The following is a 17,195-nucleotide window of genomic DNA, read 5'->3' as shown; positions in this document are numbered from 1 at the left end:
ATTGGATGTCGCATTGGCTTTCGCCAATCTCCAATGCTTGTGGATAAGCGAGACGCTGAAGCTGCCATCTCCCCCCTTGAGGGGGAGATGTCCGGCAGGACAGAGGGGGGCGCTGTCCCGCCATCATGAAAACATCTTACCGAACAGCAGCATACGTCCAACACCTGCCACCATGATTCAATGCCGCGAGGGTGAAAACAATGACCCGCCACGTCACCTTCATGACCATCGACGACGCCGAGCATTATACGCCGCAGCAGCGCGCCGAGATCGTTGCCGCCTATCCGGCGCATGAGCGCGAGGCGCGGGCCAAGGGCATTCCGGTGCTCGGCTCCGGCCGCATCTTTCCGGTGGCCGAGGAACTGATCGCCTGCGAGCCGTTCCGGCTGCCGCGCTACTGGCCGCGGCTCGGCGCTCTCGATTTCGGCTGGGACCATCCGTCGGCCGCAGTCGAGCTTGCCTGGGACACGGAAGCCGATGTCGTCTATGTCACGAAGGCCTGCCGTGCCTCGCAGCAGACTCCCGCCATGCAGGCGCTGACGCTGAAACCGTGGGGCGAATGGCTGCCCTGGGCCTGGCCGCGCGACGGCCGTCGCGAGACGCTGGAAGGTGCCGGCACCGCACTTGCCAGGCAATATTCGGCACATGGGCTGAACATGCTCGCCAGCCATGCGCAGTTCGCCGACGGGTCGGTCTCGGTCGAGGCCGGGCTGATGGACATGCTGGACCGCATGCAGAGCGGCCGCTTCAAGGTGTTTTCGACGCTTCTGCCCTGGTTCGAGGAGTTCCGGCTCTACCACCGCAGGGACGGCCAGGTGGTGAAGCTGCGCGACGATCTGATGGCCGCGACCCGTTATGGCGTGATGATGCTGAGGGAAGCGGTGGTCGATCCGGCGGTATTCAAGGCGGCGAAGCAGAAGGCCGGGCAGGCCGATCCGCTGGGGGCGTTTCGGTGACGATGCTTGCGTTTATGCACGCCCGGCAGCAAAACTACGATGTAGCGGCAACATCATATCAGGGGGCAATATGGAATCGGAAAACTCGCTGCTCGGGATATTCATCTCCTGGATGCCGATGCTGATTTATCTCGCAGCAAGCCTTTGGGTAACGATCTGGCTCACCTTCAAGCTGATCCGCGTTCAACAGGCGATGGTGCAGGCGCAGGAAGGCATTCTCGCCAAGCTGACCGAGATCGACAGCCGGATGTCCGCGAAGATACGCCAGGACTGAGGTTCGCGGCGGACGCATAGTGACGAAGCGCCGAAAAGCTTAGCCGGCCTCCTTAGCCCATTCGCCGCCACTGCCGTGATAGGTCTCAGCCGAGAGCAAGAAAACCTGTGCGCAGGTCGTGCACCGAAAGCGGTAACGAAGCAGATCGTCCCATGGTCCATCCGGGTTGAGATCCGAGAACGGGATGACACTCGACATAGGACCCCCCGGTACTTCCTGCAGAATGCCGTCGCGTATGGCCTCTTTGGCCATCGTGATCGCCGCCGCGAGACGACCGGTGCTAAAGATAGTACGGGTCTCCTCGATCGGCGCGCAGTTACTACAAGTCATGCGCTTGTCCCCATAGGTAAACCCACAAATCATAGGCCAAGGAAATCCAGACGGCAAAGAGAGTCAATCTAGCTTGGCGGCCTCGTTTTCCTATGGCTCTCCGCTTCGCAGCTTGCTGGAAAGTGGCCCAACATGACCGTCCGTATCATCCCCGCCACCTTGCGCGATCTCTCCTATATCGCCGCCAACCTCCGGCCCGAAGACCGGGCCGAGATCGACTGCCAGTTCGACGCATGGTCGCCGGCTTTGCTGGCGCTGACGGCGCTGCAGGGCTTTGCTTATGTCGCCGAGCTCGACGGCAATCCGGAGGCCGGCTTCGGTGCTGCCGAGCAGCGGAGCGGATTGTGGATCGCCTGGAGTTGGGGCACGCGCCGCATGAGGCGCTGCGTGCCTGCCACTACGGAGTTCTTTCACGCGGTACTCGGGCCGGAGGTTGCCGCGCGCGGCGCCTGGCGGGTCGAGGCCCGCGCCTTGGCCGCCAACGGTTTGGCGCTGCGCTGGCTTGCACGGCTGGGCGCGACGCAACGCTGCCGCCTGCCGGGCTATGGCCGGAACGGCGAGGACTTTCTGCTCTACGACTGGACAAGAAGCTCTCACCTTGGAGAAAACCATGTGCCTTTTTCAAAAGCCGCCGGCGCTGAAGCCGTTGCCGCCGACACCGACCATTGCCGACAAGGACGTGCAGGCGCGCGAAGCCGCGTTACGGGCTCAGCTTGCGGCCAATGATGGCACTGCAGGAACCGTGAAGACCGATTTGTCGTCCGGCGATCTGACCGGCCAGCGCCGCGTGCTGCTGGGGGTTTGACATGGGCGCCATGAGACGAGTGTTCCGCAACCGGGTGCTGGCCTGGTGATACTGGCGCCGGCACGCAAGGTTGGTGAAGAAGCGGTGAAGCTGCCAATCTCCCCACTCGTGGGGGAGATCCCCGGCAGGGCAGAGGGGGGCGCGAAGGATCGCTCGCCTTTGCGGTTTCCAATCAGGAACGGGCCTGAGGGTGCAGCGGTTGGCTGAAATGCCGGCGGGACAGCGCCCCTCTCTGGCCTGCCGGCCATCTCCCCCACGAGGGGGGAGATCGCAGCTTCCGCGTTTTCCGTAACAGCCGAGCGCAATTCGTGTTCCTTCCGCACGGTTGACATTCCTTCCTCAGCCGCCATGCTGCAATGCAACATGGCTATCGAGGAGTCCGGCATGACAGAAGCCCGGTCATCGCGCATCGAGTGCCTGGACGGGCTTCGGGCGCTCGCCGCGATCTGGGTGCTCATCGGACACTGCCTGCTGTTGACCGGCTGGCATATTCCTATTCTCGGCGAGCCGGATTTCGGCGTCGACCTCTTCATCATGCTGTCCGGCTTCCTGATGGTGTTCCACTACCAGCTGCGCCAGGACAAGGAGCCCTGGCAAAGGCCGGAAACCTGGCTGAAGTTCTGGACCCGCCGCTATTTCAGGATTGCGCCGCTGTTCTACGTCATGCTGTTCGCCGCCCTGGCGCTTGGCCCCTATCTCTACCAGTCCAGGATGGTCATCGACGAGTTCCTGCTGAGGTCGCCGCAGGCGCCCGAGCGTTATCTCGACAGCGGCTTGAAAAACGTCGGCGCCCATCTGCTGTTCCTGTTCGGCCTGGTGCCGAATTTCGCCTATCGCACGCCGCTGCCCGACTGGAGCCTTGGCTTGGAGATGCAGTTCTATGCAGTGTTCCCGGCGATTATGCTGTTGGTCCGCAGGCTTGACTGGATATCGAGCGCCATGCTGGTCGCGGCGACCGGCAGCGCGATCGTGTTCTTGATGGGACAATTGTCGGTGCATTTTCCGATGCCGTCGTTCCTGCCGCTGAAGATGCAGATTTTCCTCTGCGGGATGCTGCTGGCGGGCGTCGTCCATCAAAGGCAAAAGCGGCCTTTCGTGCATCTGACATTGGCTATGCTGCTGGCCGCGCTGCCATTCGGCGGCGGCTATGGGCTGAGCAAGCTTTTGATGCGAGAAGCGCTCGTTGTGGGTTTCTTTGCGCTGGTTCTCTACCGGATGCTGCCGGGAATGATGGGCACCGTTGCCAGAAAGATCGCCATCACGCTCGCCAACAGATTCTTTCATCTGATGGGTGAGCTTTCCTTCAGCATCTATTTGATCCATCTGCTGGTTCTCCAGCCGGTCGCGGCTCTGGTCATCACCCAGTTCGGCCACGAGCTGTCGGCGCCGCTGCGCTTCGCGATCGTTGTTGTCGTCGTCTTGCCGGTGGTGTGCCTGCTGTCCTGGATCACCTATACGCTGATCGAAGTGCCCGGCCAGAAGATGGGACGTTTCGTGGTGCAGCGCTTTGGGCGCAAAGCCGCGCTGGAGACGACGCCGGCGGAATAAGGCGCTTCCAATCTCCCCCCTTGAGGGGGAGATGTCGCCGAAGGCGACAGAGGGGTCGCCGATCCACGCGAGACGACCCCTCTCTGTCCTGCCGGACATCTCCCCTCAAGTGGGGAGATCGGCGGCTTCGGCGTGCCCGCCGTTTTCTTTTTCAATCAATTCGATCAAGCGAGGCTGACCATGAGCGATTCCCGTGCTCGCGATATTCTGTCGCGACAGGCTGAACTGGAGAGCGAACGCAGCCAGTATGAGCATGTCTGGGAGGCGGTGTCCGAATTCTGCGATCCCGATGCGCCCGACATGTGGAGCGGCGGCCGGCAGGCCGGCGCGGACTCGCAGTCCGAGCGGCAGGAGCGGCACGGTGCGCGTGTCTACGCCAATACCATCAACTCGGCCGCCAACCGGCTGGCCGCGGGGCTGGAAAGCCTGATCATCCCGCAGTCGGAGAAATGGCATGGGCTGTCGACCGCGGCAATCAATGACGAGGAAACCGACGAGGAGAAGGAATGGGCGGAAGCGCTGCGCGATTTCCTGTTCTCGCTGCGCTACTCCGCCAATTCGAACTTCGTGCCGGCAACGCAGGCCTGCCTGCGCAATGTCGTGCGCTACGGCCCGGCTTATCTCTACGCCGAGGAGGGTTTTGGCAGCACGCTGATCCGCTATGCCTCGATCCCGGTGGTCGAGGGCTATCTCTCGCGCAACCGTTGGGGCCAGGTCGACATTTTCCACCGCCGTTACGAGCGCACCGCAAGACAGGCGGCGCAATTGCTCAGCTACGACAGACTGCCGGCGCGGATCAAAGTTCTGGTCGACGACCCCGCCAAATGCGAGACAAAAATCTCGCTGATCCAGTGCATCCAGCCGCGCGACGAGCGCAAGATGTACAGCCTGAGCGGCTCCTACCAGTATCTCGACACCGCGTTCGCGTCCTATCATGTGATCGAGGACGAGGAGGCGATCGTCAGGGAAAGCGGTTTTCGCTCCTTCCCGGTGTCGTGCTTCAACTGGCGCCGCTACGAGGGCGATCCCTACGGCATCTCGCCAACCATCGAGGCACTGACGACGGTGCGCGAAGAGAACGCCGTGCGGCGCTCCGGCCTGCGCGCACTTCAGCAGATCACCGATCCGGCGACCGCCTCCAAGGCCAGGCTCGACTATGTGCCGGTGCTCAATCCCGGCGAGAACTATCCCGGCCTGATCGACGATGCCGGCCGACCGCTGATCGCGCCGATCGCCACCGGCCAGAACCCGACCTATGCCTTCAATTACGCCGACAGCCGGGCCGAGGAGATCCGCGACATGATGTTCGTCAATCTGTTCCAGACGCTGGTACAGAACCCGCAGATGACGGCGACCGAGGCCTTGATCCGGCAAGAGGAAAAGGGTGCTCTGCTCGGCCCCTCCGGCTCGATTATCCAGGCCGGCTTTGCCTCGAATCTCGACCGCGAGCTGGGTATTCTGGAAGACAAGGGACTTTACGAGGAAGACAGCCGCTTCCTGCCGCCGGCGAGCCTTGCCGGCAAGGCGCTGCGGCCGACCTTCACCGGCCCGCTCGACGTGCTGCGCCGCTCGGCCGAAGCGCGCGACACCATCCAGGTGGTCACCACCGCCATGCAGATGGCGCAGTTCGACCCCGGCGTCATGGACAATATCGACGGCGACGAGGCGCTGAAGATCGTGCAGGGCGCCGGCCGCAGCCCACAACGCATCTTCCGCCGCCAGGATGAAGTGGCGGGCATCCGCGATGCCAGAGCCAAGGATCAAACCGCAAAAGCAGGCATGGCTTCGATCGTTTCTGCCGGCAAGCTGGCCAAGGATGCCGTGCCGGCGACAGTGCAGGCGCGCGACAGCGGCCTGCTCGATGGGCTCGGCGGGCTGATGCCGCAGGGCAACGGCGTACAGGGTGGCGACGTACAGGGTGGCGGGGCATGAGTGGCAAACGCTTCGCCCATTCCAGCCAGGCCGGCGGCCCGGCCAAGGCGCGGGATGCCCTGGCCAAAGCCTATTTCAGGGTATTCTCGGGCCAGGACGGCGAGATGGTGCTGGCCGACCTGACGGCTGCGACCGGCTATTACCGCCGCCCGTCCTACGGTGAATGGCTGGCCAAGACCAAGACGCCGATCGGCTTCGAGCTGCACAGCGCGCTCAGCAACGCGCGGGCCGAAGTGGTGCAGCACATTATGGGTTTCCTGACGCTGGACGAAGCGCAGCTGGTGGCGCTGGAGAAGGCGGCGAGGCTGGAGGGGTAGGGGCTTTAGGAGCGCCGGCCTTGCCACAGTCATGGCCTGCTCCACCGATCGTTCGCGGGAGTCCGCGAGCCCGGCCAACTCATAAGGGAATGACAATATTTTGCCGAGGGCATTTAGCCGACGGCGCAGACCGCCAGCATCTTCAGTGCCGGCGGCACTCTCATTGGCGACCTCTCCAAAATTCATGACCCGACGAAGGCGGCGGCACGGGGCCGGCGCGCGGCAGCGCCGCGCCACGATCCCCGGCGCGCTCATGGCAGGACACAAATAGATGGCGACCATACCTCTCCAGCTTGCCCAGCGCCGGCTCGATGCCGGCAATGTGCTCTCCTATCCCGAAGGATCGCCGGTCGGCAGGGCGATCCAGGGTTTTGGCGACGAGCTCTCTGCCGTCGCCGAACGCTACCAGCAGCAGAAGCAGCAGGAGGAGGCGTTCGACGCCGACCTCGCGCGCCGTCGGTTCAACGGCCAGATCGGGCAGGCGGAAGACGAGGTGGCGGCAAACGCGCCGGCCGATGGTGCCGGCCTGCATGACGCGACGTATGGCCAGGTCGATCCGCGCACCGGCCGGATGATCAAGACCGGCCTTTTCGACACGCTGTTCGCCGATGCCCTGCCGAAAATGCCCGAAAGCCAGCGCGCCAATTTCGCCAGGCAGAAAGAGGCATTGCGCGAGGCCGGCTCACTACGGATGGCTGCGAGGCAGCTTCAGCGGCGCGACGAATATGAGCAGGCCGAGTGGACCAAGGTCGACAACATCTCAACCAGTGCCATCGCGCAAAGCAACCCCAAGGACACCGAGAACTTCGACGCGATCCGGCAGAACGGCTTTGACTTAATCGCCAAATTCCGCAACCCGCTTGCCCGACAAGCGGCGGAAGTCGCCTGGCGCAGCAATACGGCCAAGGCGCTGATCCAGGCGATGATCGCCCAGGACCCGAAACGTGCTGCAGAGATGCTGGGTGCCGCGCAGGCTGGAAACCGAACTAAGGACGACACCACCGAAGTCGTTGGCGGCTCCAGCGCCTTTGGTGCGCCCAATGCGGCGGCAGCGAAGGGTGATCGCGTCGGCAAGCAGACGCCTGATGAAAGGGTGGCGCAGGCGTTCAGGGACGACCTTCCGCAACAGGAACAGGCAGCGCTGATCCGACAGGCGCAGGCGGCCAACACTGCTCAGCAGGTTGAGCTTCGCACCAACATCGGTCTCGCCGAGCAGAACGCGCCGGACGCCATCGCACAGACTGGCGCTTATTCCGGCAAGATGCCTGGCCGGGGCACCTTCAGGATCGCCTATGGGCTCGACAAGGGCGACAAACGCTTCCGGGATTTCGACTGGCGAGCCGATGTCGGTAGGCAGGTTTTCGGCATGCGCACCATGCCGAACCAAGCGGTCCATGCGGCGCTACGCGACGCCGATTCCGGGCCGAACGGTTCGCAGGAAGACCAGGCGCGCCGTCAGGCGACCGCTGCTGCGGTAGGGCTGGTCATGAACCACAGGCGAACCGATGCCGGAGGCTACGTCAGCGAGGTGTTTCCCAATATCGATGCCGCCTGGAAAGCCGTGATCGGCGGCGGGCTTGAGGATCCAAACGGCTATGACAAGGACGCCTATGACAAAGCGATAGCCATGTCGGTCGCCGCGCAAGAATATTTGGGTATCGAGAACCCTCAGCCCGTGCCGCAGGTCATTCTGCGTGATCTCTCCGATAACCATGACAGCCGCATCGCGTACCAGCAGGACAAAAATGCGAAGCTAGGCGGACTGCTTGCGGGAACGTCCGGCCCTGTCGCTCGGGCGGCCGTGGCCCGGCAACTGGCCGATGCCGATCTGGCCTGGATTATGCCAGTTGAGTCTGGCTACAAGGCCCCTTCGACCCTTTCGGTGTTGGCATCAGAGGGGAAAGCCCTTGGCAAGGTAGTTGCCAATGCAGGGATCGCCCTGGCCAACGCAAATGATTGGGTTGCCTACGGCATATCCGGAGGAACGATCAGCCCTCCAGATTACAAGGATGCCTACTACGAGCCGTCGAACCGCGGCGAAAATCTGATGATGCATCAGGGATCTGATGCATTGGGCTGGTCGATACCGTGGCCCACTTTTGGTCGAACTGTTGTCCCCGAAAAAGGAATTGCGCGAGCAATTGAGTCGGTCGGTTCTGGCGCGGCAGGGCATGCAGAACGATCCATAGGCAGTCTGGAAGCCGCGCCAAGTTCCAAGCTTGCTCCTGGTCAGCTTGAGAAGCTAGGTGCCGGCGAAGGCACTGCGCCAGCCATGCCGGCGAATTCACAGCCGGAGAATTTCACAAAACTACCCGGGACGTCGCTTGATGCCGCTGGGGAACTTCCGATCGCTGACTCCAACGCCCTCTTTGGCATTACGACGCCCAGCCCCGTGCAAGGCGGGAGCCAGACGACCCGTTCGCCTCGGAAGTCAAAACTGGACCGCGAGTTGGTTGCTGCGGTGGCGAGTGAACTGTTCGCCAGAGATCCCAGTCGCGTGGAGCATCCGGGTGCGAAATTTGGCGAGGCGACTACCAATAATTACCGGAAAGCGTATGCTCAAGCGCACCCCGACGTGAACATCGAGGATTTAGTAATTCATCATCAGGCTGAGCAGCAATTACTCAAGAGGCTTCTAAATTTCCTGTCGAAGAAAAAGATCAACTCGTTAGAAAATCTCCGCGGGATTCCCGAGGATTTAAATGATATCCTGCATCTTGTTATCATTAGGAGCGAAAATGATAACTTCTATGCAAAGTACCCGCACCCGACAGAGCAGCAGATTCTAGATCATTCGACAATGATTGATAAGAAGTATGGCCACCATTTCGTGCCGCATGTCGGAATATATAGGTGAGTAATGGATTACTATTATGTAGAGCCATTTGTTGCTGGTGATTTTGGCAAAAATACGGTTCTCGACAACCGCGTTCACCCGCCGATTGTGCACAAACTTCACTACGAGATTGACGTTTGGATCGGAGATGTCCTGATAAGGAGTTTTCCCTGTTATCTTGTCACCAAAGAAGCCGAGCGGGAGCTGCTGAAGATGCGAGTTTCAGGGGCGACGTTTGCCGACGTCGAGGTCACTGCTTCGGAGTTGTTTCATCGGCTGCAGCCAGAAACAAAACTTCCAACCTTTGTCTGGATGAAGATTCATGGGCAGCCGGGACAAGATGACTTCGGCATGGCTTCGAACCACACGCTTGTTGTCTCTGAGCGTGCGCTAGACGTGTTTGAGCGCCTCGGCAATGAGTCGGCCGGGATTCATTCATTCGACGAGCCGGAAAAGGGTTGAATGATCCTGGTGACTCCGCACGTCAGAGATTTAGCTGATGGACTGCAAAACCCGACCTAGGCACGTCATGCGCTTGCCTCCTGCCGAAATCAGCACCGGAGACGATGAGCTCGATTCTACCCGGATCGCGCTGCCCCGCGATATCCATCGACAACAGGGCACGCCGTGGTGGGATCAGTTGCTGAAGCTGGCAAGACAGCAATGGGCCCAAACTGCAATCTATCTATGGCGGCGAGGGACAATGGCATGACGCAATTGCCCAGGCTATCCACATACCGCAGGGGATGCCGGCAGCAATCCGGGATATGTGGCAAGGAATCTCGAAATCGCTCGCGTCAATGGCGTAACCCTCCACCCCAGAAATTTGCCGAGATGTTCGCGGACGAAAATTTCGTGGATTGAATGTTCTGCATTGATTGGAATTGCTGTTATGGCTGGCGCCTACGGCGCCCCGCTGTCCTGCCGGACATCTCCCCCACGAGGGGGGAGATTGGCTGCCGCCGGCGCTTCGTTACGCTCAATAATTACCGTTATAATACCGGTCGTCGCAGGGAGCGGTGTAGATGCGGCCGTAGCGATCCTGATAGCGGCAGAGCTGTTCGCCGCGCGGTTGCGGGGTGGTGGCGTTGCCGACGACCGCACCGAGCAGGGCGCCGCTGGCTGCGCCGATAACCGTGCTTTTGGTGTTGCCGCCTATGGCCTGGCCGGCGAGCGCGCCGGCGCCGGCGCCGAGCAGCGCCCCGGTGCTGGTTCTCTGCTGTGCTTCGGTCTGCGCGCAGCCTGCCAATGCGGCAGTCACGAGCATGGCGGCAATGGCTCTGGACATGGTCATCGTCTGGTACTCCCTTGAAGTCTATGAACTAATACACGGGCCGATTTTGCCAAGTACGGTCGCATTTGCGGCGGAACATAGGCACCGTGCCTCACGAAATAAGACATGGTTGTTTTCTTCTGAAGGCCGGTGACTACGGTCTGGTAGCACCATGCCCAAACTAGATCATCTTTGACGGCGCTATGCCGCCCCGATCTGCTTTTCTGCGCAGCGGCCAAATCCTTCCTCATCCCAAAGAATGGAGATACCAGATGACCCGAGGTCTTCCCCGGACGCTTTCGCGTGCCGCCGCCAGAGAAGCCGGCCTTGCCCCGCCCAAGGCAGGGCTTACCGCCAGGACGACCGGACAAGGCGGCGCCTACCGTACCGTCTTCTCCTTCAATGCCATGCCGGTGCCGGTCACCGATGCACTGGCCTATGCCAGCCAGAAGCTGTTCGATTTCGTCGATGGCAAGATCCGCATCAAGGGCGGCACGGCAAGGTTGCAGTTCGCCGTGCTGACGCCGCGAGCCTCGACCGTCAACGACAATGCCGCGCTGACCTGGTCGCTCGGCTCGACGGCCGCATCGACCCCAGCGCTCGCCTTGACCATGGTCAATGTGCTGGCCGCGACCGGCCGCACGCTGGACGGCGCGGGTGCCGCGCCGTCGAGCGCGTCGATTGCCGATGTTGCCGCAGCCTTGACGCTCGACGGCACCGTGACGCCGGTCGACCTCTATCTCAACCTGGCGTTTGCCACCGGCACCGACATCGATGCCGACGGCACGATTGCCGTGACCGGCACTGTCACGCTGCTCTGGGAGAACTGGGGCGACAATGCGTAGGCGCCAATCTCCCTCCTTGAGGGGGAGATGTCGCCGAAGGCGACAGAGGGGGTCGGTTCGACCGGGCGCGACCCCCGGCGACAGATGAGGTCGGCGCTCCACGCGCGGCTACCCCCTCTGGCCTGCCGGCCATCTCCCCCTCGAGGGGGGAGATACCAAGTTCACCGCCGGTGCTCTCATCACCGGCCTTCAAACTCTCAGCAAAGGAATCTTCTCATGACAGATCTGGCAGACGCCGGGTCCGTGGTGGCGGCGCCACCGGCGGGCAACCTTGCACGGCCACCGGCCGACGGCGAAAACGGGTCCGCGCCGCCTACGGCCGCAAGCTGGTTTGACGGTCTTTCCGAAGGCAACCGCAAGCTCGCTGAAACCAAGGGCTGGACCAAGCCTGAAAGCCTCGATCGGGTTTTCGCCTCCTATGCGGAGCTGGAGCGGCAGCAGGGTGAGAGCCTGCGCGTTCCGGCAGCCGATGCAGCCGCGGAAGACTGGGACAGGTTTCATGCCCGGCTGCCGGAGGCGATGCGTCCGCTGACCTCGCCCGAGAAGGTCGAGTACCGGCGCCCCGACGGGCTCCCCGAAAACCTCGCGTATTCGGACGAACTCGCCAATGCCTCCAAGGCCTGGGCGGTCGAGGCAGGCGCTACGCCGAAGGTGGCGCAGGCCTATCACGACCGCTTCGTCGGCTACATGGCCGAGCAGGCCAAGGCACAGCAAATCGCCGTTGCCCGCTCGGTCGAGACGACGCACGACGACCTCGTCAGGGATTGGGGACCGACCGGCAGCGATGGCTTTCGCCAGAAGCTCGAGGTCGCCAACCGGGCGATGAAGAAGCTCGGCCTGGTCAATGCCTACAAGGCGAAGGGCATCCTTCTGCCGGACGGCGCCTTGACAGACCCGCAGATCGCCAAGGCGTTCCACGCCATCGGCGAGGCGATGTTCCGCGAAGACACGATCGACGGCAATGCTGCCTTGAGCGGAGGCAATCCCTTCAAGCGCAATGCCGCCGGCGAGCGCAACCTGACCGGCATCTCGGCCCTGGTCAAAAGCGACCCCGCCCGCGCCCGGCGGCTGGCACGCGAGGCCGGCGAAAACCCCGACCTATGGATGCCCAACAACCCTCTTTGACCCCAAACCTGAAGGAAGACAAAAATGGCAGACGCCTATACCCGTATCGCGGATGCAATCGTTCCGTCCGTCTATGCGCAATACTCGTTCGAGGAGCACGTCCAGTCGCTGGAGATTTACCAGGCCGGGATCCTGTTTTCCGACCCGGCCATCGCCTCGAAGCTCTCCATGGGCGGGCGTTCCGTCGACATGCCCGGCTGGAAGGATCTCGGCAACGATCCGTCCGAGCCGGTCAATGACGACCCGGCCGATTCGATCGAGATGAAGAAGATCGGTGCGCGCCGCGATGTGGCTGCCCGCAATGTGCGTGCGCAGGCCTGGGGCATTCCCGACCTGACCTCGATCCTTGCCGGCGACGATCCGCAGAAACTCATCGTGCGCCGCCAGACCGACTACTGGCAGCGCGCCAACAAGCTGACGCTGCTCGGCATACTGAAAGGCGTGCTGGCCGACAACATTGCCAATGACGGTGGCGACCTGGTGCGCATCACCGGTGCTTCCATCGTCGACACCGATATCATCGAGGCCGCCTACCTGATGGGCGACCGCGCCGACAAGTTCAAGACGATCTGGATCCATTCGAAGCAGATGAAGGCGCTGAAGCTCGCCGACCTCATCGACTATGTGCCGTCGTCCGAGCAGGGCGGGCCGCTGATCCCCTATTACATGGGGCTGAGGGCCGTCGTCGATGACGACATTCCGGTTGCCGGCGGCGTCTACACCGCGTTCATGTTCAAAGACAAGGCGATTCTGTGGAACGAGCTGCCGGTAAACACCGAAGGCGGGCCGCTCGAGTTCGACCGCAAGCCGCGGCAGGGCCATGGCGGCGGCGTCACCGAAATGGTCGGCCGCCGGCATTTCGTGCCGCATGTGCCGGGCACCCGCTTTCTCGACGCGTCCTCGGCCGGCGAATTCGCCACCGATGCCGAGCTGGCACTGGCGGCCAACTGGGACCGCACGGCGTCGAGCGTCAAGCACATGACGTTCATCGCGCTGAAGACCACCGAGGCGTGATCGGGCGAAGGGGCGGGCGTCAGACGTCCCGCTCCTTCGGGACGCCAGGTCGGCCACTGTGGCGAATCCCAAGTTCACCCGCCGCGCTGCGTCAGAGTGATGTGAATTTGGGGTTCGCTACAACATTCATGTTGCCCTCTGGTCAATCGACGGCACCAAACAGTTACAAGAAAGGGCGATGCTGCCTGTCTCGGCAAGGGAGGTAACTATGAACATGAAGTACAAGACAGTTCAGGAAGTGCTCCGAAAAGCGGGCATTGTCATGAGCAAGAAGGGGGAGGTTCATCGCATAAACTTCTTCAGCGGTCTGGAAAACACCGCCTACTACACGCCGAGTCTTCAGGATGCCCTGGACAAGGGCTTGGCTATGGCGGGAGGTGCCGGAAAGATGAAACCAAGCGCCTTTGCCAAGTCAGCCCAAACAGGGATCTCGACCAGCGCACGCATCGGCTGACACAATTCACTCAAGACATCGCCGCGTTGCGCGGCGGTGTCGTGAAACTGCAATAGCCCAAGCATTGCCGTCTTCCTTGCTCGAATGGGAAAAAGACGGCTGACGAAGCGTCTGCCACGCCATTTCCTGACGGGCGGCTGGCGTCGTGACGGCCCATGCACGAGACGTGCAACGTTCCGCCCAAGCCAAAATCACAAGAAATCCCCAGCCGCCTCGAAGCGGCCTTTTGCCGTGGAGGCACCATGTCCCGTTTTCCCCGACCAATCACACAGCCGGAGGCCTGAGCCATGGCCATCACCCCACTCGACATCGCCAACATGGCGCTCGCCGTGCTCGACGAGGCGCCGATCGACAGCCTCGACCAGGACGCCAAGGCGGCGCGCCTGCTCAATCTGCATTTCGACCTGACCCGCGAGGCCGAATTGACCAAGCACGCCTTTGTCTTCGCCATCCTGGCGGCCTCGGTCGCCGGCTTCGACACCGGCAGCGGCGCTGGCACGCTGAACTTCGCCTATGAGCTTCCCGCCGATTGCCTGCGGCCCTTGCCGCTGACAGGGAATGGCGAGCCGGACGGCGTTCCGCTCTCATGGCGGCAGGAGGCCGGGCTGATCTATTCCGATCTGGCCGGGCCGCGCATCATCCGCTATGTCGCCAATCTGACCGACCCCAACGACTGGGACGCGCTGTTCAGCGAAGTGATGGTGGCGGCGCTCGCCATCAAGATCGCGCATCCGTTGACCCACAAGGCCGGCATGATCGACGTCGCCCGCAGCGCCTATGACAGGGCGCTGGATGCCGCCTACTCGGCCAATGCCATCCAGCGCGGCGGCAGATTTTGCAGATCCTCCTGGGCTCTCCAGCGCGGCGACAACAGGTTCGTCGGCCGATGACCACGCTCTATCCGGTCCAGGACGCTTTCATCCGCGGCGAGATTTCTCCCCGCTTGCATGCTCGCGCCTCGCTCGAGCTTTACCGGGCGGCGCTGTCGAAATGCACCAACTTCGTCACGCTGCCGCATGGCGGCATCAGGAAGCGCGGCGGCACCTATTTTTGCGCGGAGGTGAAGGCTCCGGCAAAGGCGACACGGCTGATCCCGTTCATCTTCTCGGCCGACCAGGCCTATGCGCTCGAATTCGGCGATCTTTACATCCGCGTCTATGCCTATGGCGCGCGCGTCAGCACGGTCGAAGTCGTTTCGCCTTATCTCGAGGCCGATCTGTTCCACCTGCAATTCGTCCAGTCGGCAGACCAGATGTGGATCACCCACAAGGATCATCCGGTCAAGGTACTGACGCGCACCGCGCATACGACCTGGACGCTCGCCGATTTCGTCTTTCTCGACGGCCCATACGACAAGATCAACACCACCGCCACGACGTTGACACCGGCCGCAACCGGCAACGCCATGCCGGTCATGGCCTCGAATACGCTGCCAAGCGGCACGGTCAGCAACAGCAACGGCTCATCCGACGTGTGGCAGGTGTTCGATGGCGACAAGCAGAAGGGGGAGAACATAGCGGGCTTTCCCAGCGGGTATCTGCGTTACCAGTTCGGCGGCGGCGGGTCCAAGACCGTCGACGCCTACTGGATTACAGCGACGAATGATCACTCAGACACGGCATCGCCAACCCAGTGGCAGTTCCAGGCCTCGCACAACGGCACCGACTGGACGACGCTCGACAGCCGGGACGGAGAGACCGGCTGGTCCAAGTCGGAAACCCGCTTCTTTGACGGCTTCAGCAATACGGTTGCCTATGAATATTATCAGCTACTGTTTTCAGGTGGCGGCAGCGATGGAACCGCTATCGCCGAACTGGCCCTGCACGAATACGCGCCGTCGCAAACGCCGTTCGATCTTTCGGCCTCCTCGATCGTCGGCATCAATGACGGCATCGGCTTCCAGACCAGCGATGTCGGCCGCGCCATTCGTCTGCTTGGCGCGGATGGCTTCTGGCGCTGGGTCAAGATCGTTGCCCGGACCAGCGCCACGGTGGTCACGGTCCAGTTGTACGGGCATGCTCTGCCCGATCTCAGCCCGATCATCCGCTGGCGTTTCGGCACGTTCGTGCCCGGCAAGTATGTCCAGAGCGGTTCGCTTTACGAGGAGCGCCTGGCGTTCAGCCGCAAATTCTCGGTCTATGCCTCGCAAACCGGCGATTTCGATAACTTCGCCACCGGTGAGAAAGACACCGACGCGCTGGAATTCGTGCAGGCAGGTGGCGGCCAGGCCAATGACATTACGTGGGTGGCGGAATCGGACGGTGCGCTGATCATCGGAACGCTTGGCGGGGTGAGGGCGCTGTCGGGCTCGGGCATCGACGAGGCGCTGACGCCGTCCTCGTTCAAGAACCGCCGGTCCCGGACCTTTGGCTGTGCCCCGCTGCGTCCCGTCGATGCGGGGCAGTCGTTCCTATATGTCACCCGCTCCCGCAAATCGATCGCCGAGCTGACGCAAAACGCCACCGGTCGCTTCACTTCCGACGATGTCGGTCAAATATCGGAGCACATTGCGAAGAAAGGCGTCGTCGAACTCGCCTTCCAGACCGACCCCGACCCGCTGCTGTGGTTTCCGCTCGGGGATGGCGAGCTCGGCGGCTACACGCACCAGCCGTCGCAAGACGTTCGCGGTATGCATATCCACCAGATCGCCGGAAGCTTCGCCGGATCGAACTGGGCTGTTGTCGAAAGCGCCGTGGTGACGCCCGGCCAGGACGGCAATGACGATCTCTGGCTGATCGTCAAGCGCACGATCGGCGGCGTGACCAGGCGCTATATCGAAATAAAGACCGCGCCGTTCGAGTATGGCAGGATCGGCGATGCATTCGAAGTCGACTGCGGCCTGACCTATGACGGCGTCGCTGTCGGCACGGTCTCAGGGCTTGGTCATCTCAACGGCGAAACAGTCGACGTCCTGGCCGATGGCAAGGTCTACAAGGGCCTTGCGGTGGCGGCTGGCGCGGTTTCGCTGCCCGGTGGGGCTACGGCAGCCAAATGGCAGGTCGGGCTCGGCTACCAGTCCGAAGCCAACACGCTGGAGCTCGACGTCGGCGGCCGCGACGGATCGATCGTCGGCCGGCGCAAGAAGGTGGCCAAGCTCATTCTTTCGCTGCTGGAAACCGACACAACCGGGCTTCAGGTCCAGTCGTTCATCCGCGGCCGCTGGGAGCAGGTTCGCATCCCGTCCGTGGTTGCTCCCGACGGCATGGCGAAATTGTTCACCGGCAATGTCGAGGTGCCGATCGACGATAGCTGGGAAGGGCAGGGGCGGGTGCGCATTCGCCATGCCAACCCGACGCCCTGCACGATCAGGGCGATGACGCCGGTGTTCGAGGCCGAGCCTTAGTTAATCCCCCCCCTCGAGGGCAGGGGAATCGCATATGGCGATTTTGGGGTTGAGTTTAGGCTGAGAAAGGATTCTTTGGAGAGGCAGTTGAGCGAAGGAGCGACTGCCATTTCCTGCCTTGAGAGCTACTTTGGCGCGGTGCC

16 protein-coding genes are annotated in these 17,195 nt (G+C 62.3%); 14 read left to right on the top strand and 2 right to left on the bottom strand.

The window, feature by feature from the left end; all coding sequences use genetic code 11:
* Positions 1–200: 200 nt before the first annotated feature.
* Both NMG46_RS21935 and NMG46_RS21930 read left to right on the top strand, forming a co-directional pair.
* Complete coding sequence (locus tag NMG46_RS21935; protein ID WP_368389312.1) at positions 201–956, top strand: terminase family protein; 756 nt, start codon at positions 201–203, stop codon at positions 954–956.
* A gap of 70 nt (positions 957–1,026) precedes the next feature.
* Positions 1,027–1,230: a hypothetical protein gene (locus NMG46_RS21930; protein ID WP_023675723.1), complete on the top strand. Its 204-nt coding sequence runs from the start codon at positions 1,027–1,029 to the stop codon at positions 1,228–1,230.
* A 39-nt stretch (positions 1,231–1,269) separates the two neighbouring features.
* Here the strand turns inward: NMG46_RS21930 and NMG46_RS21925 are convergent, their stop codons facing one another.
* Positions 1,270–1,560, bottom strand: coding sequence for a hypothetical protein (locus NMG46_RS21925; protein WP_254819620.1), 291 nt, complete (start codon positions 1,558–1,560; stop codon positions 1,270–1,272).
* Between the two features lie 132 nt (positions 1,561–1,692).
* Here NMG46_RS21925 and NMG46_RS21920 point away from each other — a divergent pair, with 132 nt between their 5' ends.
* The 6 genes from NMG46_RS21920 to NMG46_RS21895 all read left to right on the top strand — a co-directional run bounded on the left by NMG46_RS21920 (position 1,693) and on the right by NMG46_RS21895 (position 9,460).
* Entirely contained in the window at positions 1,693–2,286 is a 594-nt protein-coding gene (locus NMG46_RS21920) for a hypothetical protein (protein ID WP_254819619.1), read from the top strand.
* A gap of 463 nt (positions 2,287–2,749) precedes the next feature.
* Entirely contained in the window at positions 2,750–3,913 is a 1,164-nt protein-coding gene (locus tag NMG46_RS21915) for an acyltransferase (RefSeq protein WP_254819618.1), read from the top strand.
* 180 nt (positions 3,914–4,093) lie between these two features.
* Positions 4,094–5,845 carry a portal protein gene (locus NMG46_RS21910; RefSeq protein WP_254819617.1) on the top strand — a complete coding sequence of 584 codons (1,752 nt, stop codon included), beginning with the start codon at positions 4,094–4,096 and terminating at the stop codon, positions 5,843–5,845.
* Positions 5,842–6,162: a hypothetical protein gene (locus NMG46_RS21905; RefSeq protein ID WP_254819616.1), complete on the top strand. Its 321-nt coding sequence runs from the start codon at positions 5,842–5,844 to the stop codon at positions 6,160–6,162. The genes NMG46_RS21910 and NMG46_RS21905 overlap by 4 nt, the downstream gene beginning before the upstream one ends.
* Before the next feature lie 271 nt (positions 6,163–6,433).
* Positions 6,434–9,019, top strand: a complete 2,586-nt coding sequence (locus tag NMG46_RS21900; protein ID WP_254819615.1) for a hypothetical protein — start codon at positions 6,434–6,436, stop codon at positions 9,017–9,019.
* 3 nt (positions 9,020–9,022) lie between these two features.
* On the top strand, positions 9,023–9,460 hold the full coding sequence (locus NMG46_RS21895) for a hypothetical protein (RefSeq protein WP_254819614.1): 438 nt from the start codon (positions 9,023–9,025) through the stop codon (positions 9,458–9,460).
* A 517-nt stretch (positions 9,461–9,977) separates the two neighbouring features.
* Here the strand turns inward: NMG46_RS21895 and NMG46_RS21890 are convergent.
* Positions 9,978–10,292 carry a YMGG-like glycine zipper-containing protein gene (locus tag NMG46_RS21890; RefSeq protein WP_254819613.1) on the bottom strand — a complete coding sequence of 105 codons (315 nt, stop codon included), beginning with the start codon at positions 10,290–10,292 and terminating at the stop codon, positions 9,978–9,980.
* Positions 10,293–10,543: 251 nt separating this feature from the next.
* Between NMG46_RS21890 and NMG46_RS21885 the strand changes: the two genes are divergently transcribed.
* From NMG46_RS21885 to NMG46_RS21860, 6 genes are all read left to right on the top strand, one after another.
* Positions 10,544–11,116, top strand: coding sequence for a hypothetical protein (locus NMG46_RS21885; protein ID WP_254819612.1), 573 nt, complete (start codon positions 10,544–10,546; stop codon positions 11,114–11,116).
* A gap of 216 nt (positions 11,117–11,332) precedes the next feature.
* Entirely contained in the window at positions 11,333–12,241 is a 909-nt protein-coding gene (locus tag NMG46_RS21880; RefSeq protein ID WP_254819611.1) for a hypothetical protein, read from the top strand.
* A gap of 24 nt (positions 12,242–12,265) precedes the next feature.
* Positions 12,266–13,255, top strand: coding sequence for a Coat protein (locus tag NMG46_RS21875; RefSeq protein WP_254819610.1), 990 nt, complete (start codon positions 12,266–12,268; stop codon positions 13,253–13,255).
* A 208-nt stretch (positions 13,256–13,463) separates the two neighbouring features.
* Positions 13,464–13,709 carry a hypothetical protein gene (locus NMG46_RS21870; protein ID WP_254819609.1) on the top strand — a complete coding sequence of 82 codons (246 nt, stop codon included), beginning with the start codon at positions 13,464–13,466 and terminating at the stop codon, positions 13,707–13,709.
* 287 nt (positions 13,710–13,996) lie between these two features.
* Positions 13,997–14,599 carry a hypothetical protein gene (locus NMG46_RS21865; RefSeq protein ID WP_254819608.1) on the top strand — a complete coding sequence of 201 codons (603 nt, stop codon included), beginning with the start codon at positions 13,997–13,999 and terminating at the stop codon, positions 14,597–14,599.
* Positions 14,596–17,052: a hypothetical protein gene (locus tag NMG46_RS21860; RefSeq protein WP_254819607.1), complete on the top strand. Its 2,457-nt coding sequence runs from the start codon at positions 14,596–14,598 to the stop codon at positions 17,050–17,052. The genes NMG46_RS21865 and NMG46_RS21860 overlap by 4 nt, the downstream gene beginning before the upstream one ends.
* The last annotated feature ends 143 nt before the right edge of the window (positions 17,053–17,195 follow it).

It is taken from the genome of Mesorhizobium sp. LMG 17147, from assembly GCF_024297145.1.
Taxonomy (GTDB): domain Bacteria; phylum Pseudomonadota; class Alphaproteobacteria; order Rhizobiales; family Rhizobiaceae; genus Mesorhizobium.
This window is presented reverse-complemented; position numbering and strand designations above follow the sequence as displayed.

What these genes read in the sequence shown, in the direction of transcription:
- NMG46_RS21935 (WP_368389312.1), top strand. Translation starts at nt 201, where the DNA reads ATGACCCGCCACGTCACCTTCATGACCATCGACGACGCCGAGCATTAT.
- NMG46_RS21930 (WP_023675723.1), top strand. Translation starts at nt 1,027, where the DNA reads ATGGAATCGGAAAACTCGCTGCTCGGGATATTCATCTCCTGGATGCCG.
- NMG46_RS21925 (WP_254819620.1), bottom strand. Translation starts at nt 1,560, where the DNA reads ATGACTTGTAGTAACTGCGCGCCGATCGAGGAGACCCGTACTATCTTT.
- NMG46_RS21920 (WP_254819619.1), top strand. Translation starts at nt 1,693, where the DNA reads ATGACCGTCCGTATCATCCCCGCCACCTTGCGCGATCTCTCCTATATC.
- NMG46_RS21915 (WP_254819618.1), top strand. Translation starts at nt 2,750, where the DNA reads ATGACAGAAGCCCGGTCATCGCGCATCGAGTGCCTGGACGGGCTTCGG.
- NMG46_RS21910 (WP_254819617.1), top strand. Translation starts at nt 4,094, where the DNA reads ATGAGCGATTCCCGTGCTCGCGATATTCTGTCGCGACAGGCTGAACTG.
- NMG46_RS21905 (WP_254819616.1), top strand. Translation starts at nt 5,842, where the DNA reads ATGAGTGGCAAACGCTTCGCCCATTCCAGCCAGGCCGGCGGCCCGGCC.
- NMG46_RS21900 (WP_254819615.1), top strand. Translation starts at nt 6,434, where the DNA reads ATGGCGACCATACCTCTCCAGCTTGCCCAGCGCCGGCTCGATGCCGGC.
- NMG46_RS21895 (WP_254819614.1), top strand. Translation starts at nt 9,023, where the DNA reads ATGGATTACTATTATGTAGAGCCATTTGTTGCTGGTGATTTTGGCAAA.
- NMG46_RS21890 (WP_254819613.1), bottom strand. Translation starts at nt 10,292, where the DNA reads ATGACCATGTCCAGAGCCATTGCCGCCATGCTCGTGACTGCCGCATTG.
- NMG46_RS21885 (WP_254819612.1), top strand. Translation starts at nt 10,544, where the DNA reads ATGACCCGAGGTCTTCCCCGGACGCTTTCGCGTGCCGCCGCCAGAGAA.
- NMG46_RS21880 (WP_254819611.1), top strand. Translation starts at nt 11,333, where the DNA reads ATGACAGATCTGGCAGACGCCGGGTCCGTGGTGGCGGCGCCACCGGCG.
- NMG46_RS21875 (WP_254819610.1), top strand. Translation starts at nt 12,266, where the DNA reads ATGGCAGACGCCTATACCCGTATCGCGGATGCAATCGTTCCGTCCGTC.
- NMG46_RS21870 (WP_254819609.1), top strand. Translation starts at nt 13,464, where the DNA reads ATGAACATGAAGTACAAGACAGTTCAGGAAGTGCTCCGAAAAGCGGGC.
- NMG46_RS21865 (WP_254819608.1), top strand. Translation starts at nt 13,997, where the DNA reads ATGGCCATCACCCCACTCGACATCGCCAACATGGCGCTCGCCGTGCTC.
- NMG46_RS21860 (WP_254819607.1), top strand. Translation starts at nt 14,596, where the DNA reads ATGACCACGCTCTATCCGGTCCAGGACGCTTTCATCCGCGGCGAGATT.